General features: G+C 61.6%; 11 protein-coding genes. 6 read left to right on the forward strand and 5 right to left on the reverse strand.

The features are described from left to right. Window positions 1-89: 89 nt before the first annotated feature. Together HKK53_RS31385 and HKK53_RS31390 are read left to right on the forward strand one after the other, a co-directional pair. On the forward strand, window positions 90-2129 hold the full coding sequence (locus tag HKK53_RS31385; protein ID WP_169373967.1) for an oxidoreductase: 2040 nt from the start codon (window positions 90-92) through the stop codon (window positions 2127-2129). 252 nt (window positions 2130-2381) lie between these two features. Continuing rightward, window positions 2382-3296, forward strand: a complete 915-nt coding sequence (locus tag HKK53_RS31390) for a 1-aminocyclopropane-1-carboxylate deaminase/D-cysteine desulfhydrase (RefSeq protein WP_169373968.1) — start codon at window positions 2382-2384, stop codon at window positions 3294-3296. A gap of 21 nt (window positions 3297-3317) precedes the next feature. Here HKK53_RS31390 and HKK53_RS31395 read toward each other — a convergent pair whose 3' ends face one another. The 3 genes from HKK53_RS31395 to HKK53_RS31405 form a co-directional block, all read right to left on the reverse strand. Then, window positions 3318-3866: a cytochrome b gene (locus HKK53_RS31395; protein ID WP_169373969.1), complete on the reverse strand. Its 549-nt coding sequence runs from the start codon at window positions 3864-3866 to the stop codon at window positions 3318-3320. A gap of 238 nt (window positions 3867-4104) precedes the next feature. Continuing rightward, entirely contained in the window at window positions 4105-4932 is an 828-nt protein-coding gene (phnX, locus tag HKK53_RS31400; protein WP_169373970.1) for a phosphonoacetaldehyde hydrolase, read from the reverse strand. A 123-nt stretch (window positions 4933-5055) separates the two neighbouring features. Then, window positions 5056-6165 (reverse strand): 2-aminoethylphosphonate--pyruvate transaminase, encoded by a 1110-nt coding sequence (locus tag HKK53_RS31405; RefSeq protein ID WP_169373971.1) that lies wholly within the window; start codon window positions 6163-6165, stop codon window positions 5056-5058. A gap of 109 nt (window positions 6166-6274) precedes the next feature. On the opposite strand from HKK53_RS31405, the gene HKK53_RS31410 reads away from it, so the two are divergent. Next, window positions 6275-7138 carry a LysR substrate-binding domain-containing protein gene (locus HKK53_RS31410; protein WP_169373972.1) on the forward strand — a complete coding sequence of 288 codons (864 nt, stop codon included), beginning with the start codon at window positions 6275-6277 and terminating at the stop codon, window positions 7136-7138. 107 nt (window positions 7139-7245) lie between these two features. Here the strand turns inward: HKK53_RS31410 and HKK53_RS31415 are convergent, their stop codons facing one another. Then, the gene (locus HKK53_RS31415; protein ID WP_169373973.1) at window positions 7246-8121 is read right to left on the reverse strand and encodes a LysR family transcriptional regulator; all 876 of its coding nucleotides are present in this window, start codon (window positions 8119-8121) and stop codon (window positions 7246-7248) included. A 268-nt stretch (window positions 8122-8389) separates the two neighbouring features. Here HKK53_RS31415 and HKK53_RS31420 point away from each other — a divergent pair, with 268 nt between their 5' ends. Together HKK53_RS31420 and HKK53_RS31425 are read left to right on the forward strand one after the other, a co-directional pair. Beyond that, complete coding sequence (locus HKK53_RS31420) at window positions 8390-9715, forward strand: MFS transporter (RefSeq protein ID WP_169373974.1); 1326 nt, start codon at window positions 8390-8392, stop codon at window positions 9713-9715. A 10-nt stretch (window positions 9716-9725) separates the two neighbouring features. Beyond that, window positions 9726-11117 (forward strand): FAD-dependent oxidoreductase, encoded by a 1392-nt coding sequence (locus HKK53_RS31425; RefSeq protein ID WP_169373975.1) that lies wholly within the window; start codon window positions 9726-9728, stop codon window positions 11115-11117. 50 nt (window positions 11118-11167) lie between these two features. On the opposite strand, the gene HKK53_RS31430 is transcribed toward HKK53_RS31425, so the two are convergent. After that, the gene (locus HKK53_RS31430) at window positions 11168-12562 is read right to left on the reverse strand and encodes a type VI secretion system Vgr family protein (RefSeq protein ID WP_169373976.1); all 1395 of its coding nucleotides are present in this window, start codon (window positions 12560-12562) and stop codon (window positions 11168-11170) included. Window positions 12563-12794: 232 nt separating this feature from the next. Between HKK53_RS31430 and HKK53_RS31435 the strand changes: the two genes are divergently transcribed. Then, entirely contained in the window at window positions 12795-13502 is a 708-nt protein-coding gene (locus tag HKK53_RS31435) for a YebC/PmpR family DNA-binding transcriptional regulator (RefSeq protein ID WP_169373977.1), read from the forward strand. Window positions 13503-13584 lie beyond the last annotated feature (82 nt).

Consider the following 13584-nt stretch of genomic DNA (forward strand, 5'->3'; position numbering starts at 1 on the left):
ACGATGCGACTCTTAGTCTGTGCCACATGACTGACAGGGGCCGAAGAGCTCCTGCACTTTTTCCGTGATCGCTCGATGTGGAGTTACCGATGGCCGCCGCTCATTACCCGCACCTGTTGGCCCCGCTGGACCTGGGTTTTACCACGCTGCGCAACCGCACCCTGATGGGCTCGATGCACACTGGCCTGGAAGAAAAGCCCGGCGGTTTCGAACGCATGGCGGCGTATTTTGCCGAACGTGCCCGGGGTGGTGTTGGCCTGATGGTCACTGGCGGTATCGGCCCGAACGATGAGGGCGGGGTGTATTCCGGCGCGGCCAAGTTGACCACCGAGGAAGAAGCGCTCAAGCACCAGATCGTCACCCGCGCGGTGCACGAGGCGGGCGGCAAGATCTGTATGCAGATCCTCCACGCCGGGCGTTATGCCTACAGCCCGAAACAGGTTGCGCCGAGCGCAATCCAGGCGCCGATCAACCCGTTCAAGCCTAAAGAGCTGGACGAGGAAGGCATCGAGAAGCAGATCAGCGATTTCGTCACCTGTTCGAAACTGGCGCAAGTCGCCGAGTACGACGGCGTCGAAATCATGGGTTCCGAAGGTTATTTCATTAACCAGTTCCTCGCGGCCCACACCAACCACCGCACCGACCGTTGGGGCGGCAGCTACGAAAACCGCATGCGCCTGCCGGTGGAAATCGTCCGCCGCGTGCGTGAAGCGGTCGGTCCGAATTTCATCATTATCTTTCGCCTGTCGATGCTCGACCTGGTGGAAGGCGGCAGCAGTTGGGAAGAAATCGTCACCCTGGCCAAGGCCATCGAGCAGGCGGGCGCCACGATCATCAACACCGGCATCGGCTGGCACGAAGCGCGGATTCCGACCATCGCCACCAAAGTGCCGCGCGGTGCGTTCAGCAAGGTCACGGCCAAACTGCGCGGTTCGGTGAGTATTCCGCTGATCACTACCAACCGTATCAACACCCCGGAAGTCGCCGAGCAGATCCTGGCGGAAGGCGATGCCGACATGGTCTCGATGGCCCGGCCGTTCCTCGCCGACGCCGATTTCGTCAACAAGGCTGCTGCTGGCCGCGCGGATGAAATCAACACCTGCATCGGTTGCAACCAGGCGTGCCTCGACCACACCTTCGGTGGCAAATTGACCAGTTGCCTGGTCAATCCGCGTGCCTGTCATGAGACCGAGCTCAATTATTTGCCAGTGCAGCAGATCAAGAAAATCGCCGTGGTCGGTGCCGGTCCTGCCGGTCTTTCCGCCGCCACCGTGGCCGCCGAGCGTGGCCATCAGGTGACGCTGTTCGATTCGGCCAGCGAAATCGGTGGCCAGTTCAACATCGCCAAGCGCGTGCCGGGCAAGGAAGAATTCTTCGAAACCCTGCGCTATTTCAACCGCAAATTGCAGACCACCAACGTCGAGGTGTGCTTGAACACCCGCGTCGATGTGGCGCAATTGGTGGCGGGCGGTTACGACGAGATCATTCTTGCCACCGGCATCGCGCCGCGTACCCCGGCGATTCCGGGCGTTGAGAACGCCAAGGTCTTGAGTTACCTGGACGTGATCCTCGAGCGCAAACCGGTGGGTAAGCGTGTGGCGGTGATCGGTGCCGGTGGTATCGGTTTCGACGTTTCGGAGTTCCTGGTGCACGAAGGTGTGGCCACCAGCCTCGACCGCGCCGCGTTCTGGAAAGAGTGGGGCATCGATACGCACCTCGAAGCGCGCGGCGGCGTGGCCGGGATCAAGGCCCAGCCCCATGCCCCGGCCCGTGAGGTGTTCCTGCTGCAACGCAAGACCTCCAAGGTCGGCGACGGCCTGGGCAAGACCACCGGCTGGATTCACCGCACCGGGTTGAAGAACAAGCAGGTGCAGATGCTCAACAGCGTCGAATACCTGAAGATTGACGACGAAGGCCTGCACATCCGCATCGGCGAAACCGGCGAGCCGCAAGTGCTGGCGGTGGACAACATCGTGATCTGCGCCGGGCAGGATCCGCTGCGTGAATTGCAGGACGGTCTGGTCGCGGCCGGGCAGAACGTGCATCTGATCGGCGGTGCGGACGTCGCGGCCGAGCTGGATGCGAAGCGGGCGATCAACCAAGGATCGCGCCTCGCTGCCGAGCTCTAATCCGTAGCCGCAATCGAGCGTAGCAGCTGTCGAGCGTAGCAGCTGTCGAGCCCCAGCGAGGCTGCGTTCGGCTGCGAAGCAGTCGTAAAAACAACCACCGCGGTGTTACAGATAAACCACGGTGAATGGATTGACGACTGCTTCGCAGCCGAACGCAGCCTCGCCGGGGCTCGACAGCTGCTACAGCTCGACAGCTGTTACAGGGGAGGGCTCACTGTAGACTGCTGTCTTTTGACCCAATGCGTAACGCCAATGCTTTCTCCTCCCAACTTCTGGCTACCCCAAGCCCCGCTCAGCCCCCTGCACCTCGACTGGCTCACCGCAGCCGGCATCGAAGTCGCCATCCTGCGCCTGGACCAAATCGACCCGCTGATCAGCGGCAACAAGTGGTTCAAACTCATCGAACACCTTCACGCCGCTGACCAGGCCGGTGCCGACGGCATCATCAGCCTTGGTGGCGCTCACTCCAATCATCTGCATGCCTTGGCCGCAGCAGGAAAACGCTTCGGTTTCAACACCGTGGGATTACTGCGCGGTCATCCACACGACACGCCGACCGTAAAGGACCTACAGGACTTCGGCATGCAGCTGCACTGGTTGGGTTACGGCGGTTATCGCGCGCGGCACGAGGCGGGTTTCTGGCTGCCGTGGCAGGCGCAATACCCGACTCTGCACCCGGTGCCGGAAGGGGGCGGCGGTTTGCGTGGGGCGCAGGGCTGCATGCAGCTCAGGGATCAAGTGCGAGAGCAATTGAACGGTCTGGGCTGGGACGACTACGACGGCTGGTGGCTGGCCTGCGGAACCGGCACCACCCTGGCCGGCCTGGTGCTGGCCGAGGCGGGCGAGCATCTTGTCTATGGCGCGTTGGCGGTGCCCGACGATCATGGCGTGGCGCAGCAGGTTGAGGCGATTGTGGGAGGGGCGGAGCCGGCTTATGCGCTGTTCGAGGCCAGTCGCGGTGGGTTTGCCAAAGTGGACTCGCTGTTGACGGAATTCATCGAACAGACGGAACAGGTCAGTGGCATTCCCCTGGAGCCGCTGTACACCGGCAAAGCACTGCTGGCACTCAAACAACACGTTGAAGCGGGAAGATTCGCCCACGGCACGCGGCTGATCTTCATCCATACCGGTGGCTTGCAAGGGCGACGGGGTTTCAATATCCCGTAGGAGTTGTGCCAGTTTTGCGAATCACCCCCGCTTGGGCATCATCCGCAACAACGTGTTATCCCCCACCACATAGTGGTGATACAGCCCGGCCACGGCGTGCAGGCCGATCAGCCAGTAGCCGATAGTCCCGCCCAGTTCATGCCAACCCTGAATCCGCTTGGCCAGCGCTTTGTCTTCGGAGACCAGCAACGGCAGGTCAAACCCGTAGAACATCACCTGATGGCCCTTGGCGCTCGTGACCAGCCAGCCGAGGATCGGCATGGCGATCATGAACAGGTACAACGCCCAATGCATCAATTTGGCCAACGTGGTTTGCCAGCGCGGCGACGCGGGGAAGATCTGCGGCGCCGGGCCCAGGCTGCGGGCGAACAGCCGCAACCACACCAGCACAAACACCGTCAGGCCGAGCATGAAGTGCGATTCGGTGATCAGCGTCCGGCCACCACTGCCTTTGGGAAAGACCCCGCGAAATTCGATGCAGGCGTAAACCAGTGCCAGCAGCACCAGCATCAGCCAGTGCAACGTGATCGACACCGTGCTGTAACGTGAATCGGAGTTCTTCCAGGGCATACGGGGCTCTCCACAGGTCAATGCTCAAAGTGCCGTTCTTGTGCGGCGCTGTGCTTTAACTGTAAGCCTGTTTTGCCGTATTTGCCTGAGGCGATTTGCCTTCGTAGTGCTCTGGATCAGGTATTAACCCTGTGTAGGAGCGAGGCTTGCCCGCGAAGGCGTCGTATCAGCCAACATCTTTGTCGACTGACACGCCGCCTTCGCGGGCAAGCCTCGCTCCTACAGGGTTCCCGGGGGATCAGCTGCTTTGCGGCATCTCACCGTTGGCCAGGCGCTTGTTGATATCGGCGATCACCTGCGGCAGATCGGTGATGGTGTCGATCATGTAGTGCGGCCGCGAACCTTCGAACATCCCGTGAATGCGCTTGCGCTCGCTGGCCAGTTCTTCGCTGCCGAGGGCCTGATAACCCGCGTAATCCAGACCCAGCGCATTGCCGGAGCAGATCAGCGCCACGGTCCACATGCCGGCGCGGCGACCTTCCAGAATGCCCGGCACCGTGTCGTCGATCTTCACGCAGGCCGCGACATCGTCGATGCCCAGGGCGATAACGTTGGCTAGCGCCTGAGCCGGCCATGGGCGGCCGTTGGGCACTTCGTCAGTGGCGACCACATGGTCAGCGACGTAACCGTTGGTGGCGGCCAGTTCCACCACTTTGTCCATCACCTGTTTCGGGTAGCCGGAGCAGGAGCCGATCTTGATCCCTTGCTGACGCAGGTTGGCGATGGTTTCCAAAGCGCCGGGGATCAGCGCCGAGTGCTCGGCGATTTTCTCGATTTGCAGCGGCATGAAGCGTTTGTAGATGGCGGTGACGTCATCGTCGGTTGGCGTACGGCCGAACGCCTTGCGATAACGCTCGGCAACCTGCGGCTGATCGCACAGGGTACGGATGTGGTCCCACTTGCCCATGCCCATCGGCCCGCGGGCTTCTTCGATGGAGACCTGGACGTCGAACTCGGCGAAGGCTTCGACAAAAATCTGCGTCGGCGCGAACGAGCCGAAATCGACCACGGTGCCGGCCCAGTCGAGGATGGCGGCTTGGAGTTTGCTTGGGTTTGCGTAGTTCATGTCGTTGATCCCTTGTAAGCGAGGCTTGCCCGCGAAGAACGATAACTCGGTGTGCATGGAGGACCGCGTCGCCTGTGTTCGCGGGCAAGCCTCGCTCCTACAGGTTCGGCGGCGTCTGCTGATTCAGATTTCGATTACTTCCATCTCGCGCAACACCTCGGCAATCGCCGCCACCGCCGCGTGCATTTCGGGCGGGTTGACGTGGCCGATGCAGCCGACGCGGAAGGTTTCGACCTGGGTCAATTTGCCGGGGTAGAGGATGAAACCCTTGGCCTTGACCCGTTCGTAGAACTCCTTGAACTGGTAACGCGGGTCTTTCGGTGCGTGGAAGGTGACGATGATCGGCGCCTGGATCGCGGCGGGCAGGAAGCTGCGCAAGCCGAGTTGGGCCATGTCATCGAGCAACACCTGGCAGTTGTTGGCGTAGCGCTGATGCCGCGCCGGCAAACCGCCTTCTTCGTTGTATTGCAGCAGGGCTTCGTGCAGGGCCGCGACCACATGGGTCGGCGGGGTGAAGCGCCATTGACCGGTCTTGGCCATGTAGGTGTGCTGGTCGAACAAGTCCATCGCCAGCGAATGCGAGTTGCCGCCGGCATTCGCCAGCGATTCCTTGCGAGCGAAGACGAAGCCCATTCCCGGCACACCTTCCAGGCACTTGCCCGAGGCGGCGATCAGTGCGTCGAACGGCACTTGTTGCGCATCGATTGGCAGCGCGCCGAAAGAACTCATGGCGTCGATGATCAGGCGTTTGCCGTGTTGGGCGATGACCTGGGCGATCTCCGGCAACGGGTTGAGAATGCCGGTGCTGGTTTCGCAGTGAATCAGCGCGATGTGGGTAATGCTCGGGTCAGCCCGCAGCAGGCGATCCACATCGGCAGCGGTGGTCGGTTCATCTTCGGCGGTTTCGAAGGTGCTGAACGGACGGCCGAGCACTTCGCAAATCTTCGCCAGGCGTTTGCCGTAGGCGCCGTTGATCAGCACCAGGACTTTGCCGTCACGGGGCACCAACGTGCCGATCGCGGCTTCGACGGCGAAGGTGCCGCTGCCTTGCAACGGCACACAGTGGTGAGTGTCGGTGCCGTTAATGATGGTCAGCAGCTGTTCGCAAAGGCTCGCGGTCAGTTGATTGAAGCGGTCATCCCATGAACCCCAGTCGACCATCATCGCCTGGCGGGTGCGGGCCGATGTGGTCAATGGGCCGGGGGTGAGCAGGATGGGTTCGGCAGTACTCATTCTCATGTCCTCGCAATCGATGGGATGACGCTACGGGGCTTAAATTGCAATTTGCCGTCGCATCAATCAAATTGTTTGTTGTTATGCCAACCATCAGTGAGGGTTATTCATGAACCTGTTCCAGCTCCGCGCGTTCGATGCCGTGGCCCGGGAAGGCAGCTTCACCCGGGCTGCCGCGCGGCTGTTTATCAGCCAACCGGCGGTCACCGGGCACATCAAGGCGCTGGAGGAGCACTACCAGATCACCCTGTTGCGCCGCACCGCACGACGGGTGGAACTGACGGAGGAGGGCACCAAACTGGCGGCGATCACCCGGGCCATGTTCGGCCTGGCGGAAGAGGCGCAAGTGATGCTGGAAGCCAATCGACAATTGCTCACCGGACGCCTGGAAGTGGCCGCGGACGGGCCACACATGGTCATGCCGATGCTCGCCAGTTTGCGTGCGCGTTATCCGGGGATCACGGTGAACCTGCGCTTGGGCAATGCCCAGGAAACCCTGGCGGCGTTGTTGTCCGAGCATGCTGACGTGGCGGTGCTGACAGAAGTCGAGCCGCGCAAGGGCCTGCATCTGCAAGCGTTGAGCGAATCACGGATTTGCGCATTGGTACCGGCCGGGCATCCGTGGGCGCAACGCGCGAAGGGTGTGCCGCTCAAGGAACTGGATCAGGTGATCATGGTACTGCGCGAGCCGAGCTCAATTACCCGGCGTACGTTTGATGACGCGTGCAGCCAGGCGAAGATTAATCCGCGGGTGCTGCTGGAGCTGGACAGTCGTGAGGCGGTGACTGAGGCCGTGGCTGCGGAGTTGGGGGTTGGCGTGGTGTCGTCAGTCGAAGTGAGCCATGACCCAAGGGTGGTGGCGGTGCCGATTATTGGCGAAGGGCTGATCAATCGACACATGATCGGCTGCATGGAGCGGCGGCGGGAGTTGCGTTTGATTCAGGCGTTTTTCGATTTAGCGCCTTCTACCTGACCTGATCGTTCCCACGCGGAGCGTGGGAATGCCTCAATGGACGCTCCGCGTCCGCTTTGGGACGCGGAGCGTCCCGGGCTGCATTCCCACGCGGAGCGTGGGAACGATCATTTGAGCAGGCTCTCGCGCACCATCTCCAGAAACGTCGCCACCACCCGCCGCGAACTCTGCTCGCGCAGGCACACCAGCGTCTCCGTCAACCGCCGCTTGCAGTCGGTAATCGGCAACGCGCAAACCCGCGAATCGGCACCAAACTCGGCGGCCGAAACCACGCCCACGCCAATCCCCACCACCACCGCCTCTCGCGCCGCCTCCCGGCCTTCGACCTGAATCGCCGGGCGAATGCGAAACCCGGCGCCGGCCATTTCTTCTTCCAGTGTTTGCCGCGTGACCGAGCCGATTTCCCGCAGCACCAATGGCGTGTCATCCAGGTCCGCCAGGCAAATCGACTCGCGATCCGCCCACGGATGATTGCGCGACACGAACGCCACCATCGGGTCATTGCGCAACGGCAACGAAATCAAACGTTCATCGCTGACGTCCCGACCGAGCAACGCCAAATCCGCCTGATAGTTGAACAACCGAAACAGCGATTCATCGGTGTTGCCGGTTTCGATCTTCACGCTGATGCCGGGGTAGCGCTCGCAGAACCGGGCGATCTGCGGCAACACATGGACGGGCGCATCGACCGCGAGGATCAGGCTCCCGGTTTGCAACGCCTGGGAATCCTGCAACAGCTCCTGGGCTTCGGCCTCGATGACGAACAGGCGCTGGGTGATGCTCAGCAAGCGCTCGCCCAGATCCGTCAGGCGTACCGAGCGTTTGTTGCGGTGAAACAGCAACACACCGAAACGCTCTTCCAGTTTGCGCACTTGGTCGGAAATCGCCGGTTGCGTGAGGAAAAGCCGCTCGGCGGCCTTGGTGAAGCTTCCGTGAACCGCCACGGCGTGGAAGGCTTTGAGTTGGGCGTGGGAAACCGACATCGAAACCTCCAGTAACAAGCTGAGCTTATATTGGAAATACGATAAATCGATTTCACTTATTAATCAGTAATTGTTTTTATCGGCCTCAGCCCCGGTGACTGGTCAGTCGAACAGCGTCGGTGGCCATGAGCCTGCGGGTGCAACAGCAGGACTCATCTGACCGATATCGCTTCAGGGACGCCGCGATATCGAAGTGCTCAACAATAAAAAAACAGGCGTTATTTCTCAATTTCTGCCGGCACACTCACACCCTGAGGTCAGAACCACCATGAACAAGCACATCGGCACCATCAAGCGTTGGCGCGTGCAGATCTTCGCCATCACCTGGCTCGCTTACGCCGCTTTCTATTTCACCCGCAAAGCCTTTTCGGTGGCCAAACTGGGGATCGCCGAAGACCCCACCTTCATGCTCGACAAAATGGCCATGGCCAACCTCGACGCAATCTACCTGACGGCCTACGCCATCGGCCAATTCACCTGGGGCATCCTTGCCGACCGTTTCGGCCCACGGGTGGTGGTGCTCGGCGGCTTGCTGATTTCCGCGGCAGCGGCGCTGGTGATGGGCAGTTTCGCCACGTTGCCGATCTTCGCCACCTGCATGCTGATCCAGGGCCTGGCCCAGTCCACCGGCTGGTCGGGGCTGTGCAAGAACCTCGGCAGTTTCTTTCCCTCCGAGCAGCGCGGACGGGTGCTGGGGTTATGGAGTTCCTGTTACGCCTTCGGTGGATTGGTGGCGTCACCGTTCGCCGGTTGGTGGGCCTACACGCTGATGGGCACTTGGCACGCCGCGTTCATTTCCAGTGCGGCGGTGGTTGGGCTGGTCGCCGTGCTGTTTTTTATTTTCCAACGCAATAAACCCGAAGACGTCGGCTTGCCCGCTGTGGAGCCGGAACCGGAGTTGAGCGCCGAAGAGGCTTACGCACAAAGCAAGATCAGCGTTCTGGAACCCCTGAAGGAGATCCTGCGCAACCGCACGGTGCTGGTGCTCGGGCTCTCGTACTTCCTGCTGAAGCCAGCGCGCTACGCGATCCTGTTATGGGGCCCGGTGATCGTCTTCGAACAGATGCCTTCGGTGGGCAAGGTCGGCGCGGCGATCATTCCGACTTCGTTCGAACTGGCCGGGCTGCTCGGGCCGATCATGATTGGCCTGGCCTCGGACAAACTGTTCGGCGCCCGGCGGATGCCGGCCTGTGTGATCAGCCTGCTGGCGCTCACCGTTTCCCTGGCGCTGTTCATGGGTGCCTTGCACACCGGCAGCGTGATGCTGGTGGTGGCGTTGTTGTTCGTCATGGGCCTGACCCTTTACGGACCGGACTCGATGATCAGCGGCGCGGCGGCGATTGATTTCGGCACCGCCAAGGCCGGCGCCACGGCGGCGGGTTTTGTGAATGGTTGCGGCTCGGTAGGGGCGATTCTCGGCGGCTTGCTGCCGGGGTATTTCGACTCGGTCACGGTGTTCATCATCTTCGCCGGTTGCGCGATGTTCTCGGCCTTCGTCCTGATCCCGCACTGGAACAGCCGCCCGGCCGGCCTGAGTCTCGACTGCGCGTTCGTGCCCAACCAACCCATGACCATCAAACCCCTGCGTACCTGAGGAAACCCCCATGAGACCTTTCTGGCTGGACCAAGCGCTGGCGGCGGAGCCCTGCGCGCCGTGCGAGCCACTGGCGGGCGACACCCGCGCCGACGTGTGCATCGTCGGTGGCGGCTACACCGGGTTGTGGACCGCGATCATGCTCAAGGAGCAAAACCCCGAGCTCGATGTGTTGCTGATCGAGGCCGACATCTGCGGCGCCGGCGCCAGTGGCCGCAACGGCGGTTGTGCACTGTCGTGGTCGGCCAAGTATTTCACCCTGGAACGCTTGTTCGGCGTTGAAGAAGCGGTGCGACTGGTCAAGGAATCGGAGCGCAGCATTTATGCGATCGGCACCTTCTGCGAGCAGTACGGGGTCGACGCCGATTACCGCCTCGACGGCACGCTCTACACCGCGACCAACCGCGCGCAATGCGGCTCGACCGACGCAGTGATCGCGGCGCTGGAGCGCAACGGGATCAACTCCTTTACCCAGCGACCGGTGGCGGATGTGCAGCGCATGGCCGGTTCCAGCAAGCACCTGGAAGGCTGGTTTTCCCCGGCGGCGGCGAGTGTGCAGCCGGGCAAACTGGTGCGCGGTTTGCGCCGGGTGGCGTTGCAACTGGGCGTGCGGATTCATGAAAACACCGCCATGACCGGACTGGAGGAGGGCAAGCCTGCGGGGATTCAAACGCCGAACGGCACGGTCCGCGCGGATCGGGTGGTGCTGGCGATGAATGCGTGGATGGCCCGGGCGTTCCCACAGTTCGAACGCAGCGTGGCGATTGTCTCCAGCGACATGCTGATTACCGAACCACGCCCGGATTTGCTCAATGACATCGGCTTGACCAGCGGCGTGACGGTGCTCGATTCGCGGATTTTCGTGCACTACTACCACAACACTCCGGACGGCCGGATCATGCTCGGCAAGGGCGGCAACACCTTCGCCTATGGCGGGCGGATGTTGCCGGTGTTCGATCAGCCGTCGCCTTATGCCGGGCTGTTGCGCAGCAGTCTGGCGGATTTCTTCCCGGCGTTTGCCGAGGTCAAGGTCGAGGCGACCTGGAACGGTCCTTCGGATCGCTCGGTCACCGGGTTGCCGTTCTTTGGCCAGATGAGCGCCAGCGGCAATGTGTTTTATGGCTTCGGCTACTCCGGCAGCGGCGTCGGGCCGTGTCACATGGGCGGGCAGATTCTGGCCTCGATGGTGCAAGGCCTGGACAACCCGTGGACCCGCTCGCCGCTGGTTAACGGGCCGTTGGGTTACTTCCCGCCGGAGCCGATTCGGTACCTGGGTTCGTTGATGGTGCGCAATGCGATCCGTCGCAAGGAGCGTGCTGAGGATCACGGACACCGGCCGCGGCATCTGGATGTGCGGCTGGCGAAGTTCGCGGCGGCGGCGGGGAAGGCTGACAAGGGTTAAATGCAACACAAGCCCCCTCGCCACAGTTGTTTTTTGTTCGCTCAATCGGGTCAGGGCGTATCGGGGCGATTGACCAGCCAATCAAGCAACAACCGCGTATCGCCGCGCGCTGGCGGGGTGTTGGGGGGGCGTGGATTCTGAGCGTTTGCCCCGGCGCAAATAACCGGCCGATCCGGATCGCTGTCGAGAAAGCAGATGAACACGTCACTGCCGGCAACGGGCAGCCCGGACACGCCCACGGCCACTGGCAGCCAAAGCCCCACCGGGTCCCGGGCGGCAGGCTCAGGCCACAGACTGACTTGAACCCGGCCCTGTTCATCGAGCGCCGCAGGTGCTCCGGATACACCTGACACGCGCGCGGGCTGAAAGCCGGGAATGCTTGGCCTGGGTTGTTTAAGCGCCGGCCGGAACACCGTTGACCAGGGAATGGCGCTGAATCGGTTGCAGTAACCGGCAGACCCGGACGGGCCATCCGCGAGGATCGAAGGTTGTTGCCCCTGATGCCGGATTTCGGTGAGCAACCATTGGTCGTTGAAACTCGACACTGGGTGTTGTTCCACCTGCACGATCCGTCCGCTGAGCAAACCGGTCTGGTCGCTTTGACCGTGTACCTGTCGGTGCTGGCAGCGCAGCCGTTCCAACGACCGACGGCTGCGCTGATCGCGGTGCAGTTGCGCGGAAGCGGGGCGCTGATTGATCGCCGCAGTGCCGATCAATGGATGATTGGCCGCGCCAAAACTGACGGCAGCGGTGCTTCTGTCGCGGGCTTGCGGTTGCGGCTGGATCAGCGGCGAATCGTGGCGCTGGAACATTTCGCGGATCGCCGCGAAGTCCGGTTCGTCGAAAGGATCACCATGAAAAGGCGTGATGACCGGCTCCTGGGGGAAGCTCAAACTGTCGTCGGCCAGCACCAGCACATGCCCGTCGCGGCGGTGTTCGAAGTGATAGTGGATGCCTTCTTCTTCGCAAAGCCGTTGCAGCAAGTCCAGGTCACTTTCTTCGTATTGAATGCAAAAGGGCCGCACCGGGTAGTGCCCGGTGCCCAGTTCAAAACGGTAACTGTGCTCGGGCAGGTCATGCTCCTCCAATAATTGGCGCAGGATGGCCGGGACGCTGAGTCGATGAAAGACCCGGCGGCGGCGCTGTTGTTCGAGACTTTGCAGGTGCGGTACCAGCACCAGTCGATAGCCGATCCGGTGCGTGCCACGATGCTCGCGACTGGCGCTGCGCAGTACGCCGTGAAAGCCCTGGCCGTCACCCAGGCTCAGAAAGGCCGGTTGTTGCAACAGTCGGTCGAGGTTCATCGCCGGCGCCAGGCCTATCACTTCGATGTCGAACCGATAGGGCTGGTTGAGGCCTTCACAGCCGTTGAACTGCAACACCTGCAAACTCAGATCAGCCTCGACGAGGGTCAGGGTGAAGGGACTTTCCTTGTCATTGTGCATCGCGTGAGCTTCTGCCATGAAATACGGGGCGCAGAGGGTACGAAACCACGGGCCTGAATAGTCATTGCAAATCGACTTTTCAGATTTGCCCTACAACGGCTGTTGAAGATGTCGACGGCATGTCGGTAAACAGGATGGAATTTTTGGTCGATTGCCGACTTTAGGCCGTATAAACTTGCGGCCATGCGTCGGCCAACAGATGTCTCGACGCCACAGATCAAGAGAGTGAGTAATGGGCGCACAGTGGAAGGTTAAACACAAAGAAGCGGCATCCAACGCCAAGGGCAAGATCTTCGGCAAACTGGTGAAGGAAATCACCATTGCTGCGCGCAACGGCGCCGATACTGCCACCAACGCACACTTGCGTCTGGTGGTCGAGCAGGCCAAGAAAGCCTCGATGCCCAAGGAAACCCTGGATCGCGCGATCAAGAAAGGCGCGGGCCTGTTGGGTGAAACCGTGCAATACCATCGCGTGACCTACGAAGGCTTCGCCCCGCATCAGGTGCCGCTGATCGTTGAATGCGTGACCGACAACATCAACCGTACCGTGGCTGAAATCCGCGTCGCGTTTCGCAAGGGCCAGTTGGGCGCTTCCGGTTCGGTAGCCTGGGACTTCAACCACGTCGGCATGATCGAGGCGTCCCCGGACAGCCCCGACGCTGACCCGGAAATGGCCGCCATCGAAGCCGGCGCCCAGGATTTCGAGCCGGGCGAAGAAGAGGGCACGACCCTGTTCCTGACCGAGCCTGCGGACCTGGATTCGGTACAAAAGGCCCTGCCTGAGCAAGGTTTTACGGTGTTGGCGGCCAAGTTGGGCTACCAGCCGAAGAACCCGGTCACGGGTTTGAGCGATGAGCAGATGGCTGAAGTCGAAGCCTTCCTCGAAGGCCTTGATAACCACGATGACGTGCAGGATATGTTTGTCGGGTTGGCGGGTTAAGTTCTTTCAGTAAAAGCAAAAGATCGCAGCCTCCGGCAGTTCCTACGCGCCTGTGGGCGCCGCCGAAGGCTGCAGTCTTTTT

This window comes from Pseudomonas sp. ADAK7 (genome assembly GCF_012935675.1).
Taxonomy (GTDB): domain Bacteria; phylum Pseudomonadota; class Gammaproteobacteria; order Pseudomonadales; family Pseudomonadaceae; genus Aquipseudomonas.

What these genes read in the sequence shown, in the direction of transcription:
- HKK53_RS31385 (WP_169373967.1), top strand. Translation starts at nt 90, where the DNA reads ATGGCCGCCGCTCATTACCCGCACCTGTTGGCCCCGCTGGACCTGGGT.
- HKK53_RS31390 (WP_169373968.1), top strand. Translation starts at nt 2,382, where the DNA reads ATGCTTTCTCCTCCCAACTTCTGGCTACCCCAAGCCCCGCTCAGCCCC.
- HKK53_RS31395 (WP_169373969.1), bottom strand. Translation starts at nt 3,866, where the DNA reads ATGCCCTGGAAGAACTCCGATTCACGTTACAGCACGGTGTCGATCACG.
- phnX (WP_169373970.1), bottom strand. Translation starts at nt 4,932, where the DNA reads ATGAACTACGCAAACCCAAGCAAACTCCAAGCCGCCATCCTCGACTGG.
- HKK53_RS31405 (WP_169373971.1), bottom strand. Translation starts at nt 6,165, where the DNA reads ATGAGTACTGCCGAACCCATCCTGCTCACCCCCGGCCCATTGACCACA.
- HKK53_RS31410 (WP_169373972.1), top strand. Translation starts at nt 6,275, where the DNA reads ATGAACCTGTTCCAGCTCCGCGCGTTCGATGCCGTGGCCCGGGAAGGC.
- HKK53_RS31415 (WP_169373973.1), bottom strand. Translation starts at nt 8,121, where the DNA reads ATGTCGGTTTCCCACGCCCAACTCAAAGCCTTCCACGCCGTGGCGGTT.
- HKK53_RS31420 (WP_169373974.1), top strand. Translation starts at nt 8,390, where the DNA reads ATGAACAAGCACATCGGCACCATCAAGCGTTGGCGCGTGCAGATCTTC.
- HKK53_RS31425 (WP_169373975.1), top strand. Translation starts at nt 9,726, where the DNA reads ATGAGACCTTTCTGGCTGGACCAAGCGCTGGCGGCGGAGCCCTGCGCG.
- HKK53_RS31430 (WP_169373976.1), bottom strand. Translation starts at nt 12,562, where the DNA reads ATGCACAATGACAAGGAAAGTCCCTTCACCCTGACCCTCGTCGAGGCT.
- HKK53_RS31435 (WP_169373977.1), top strand. Translation starts at nt 12,795, where the DNA reads ATGGGCGCACAGTGGAAGGTTAAACACAAAGAAGCGGCATCCAACGCC.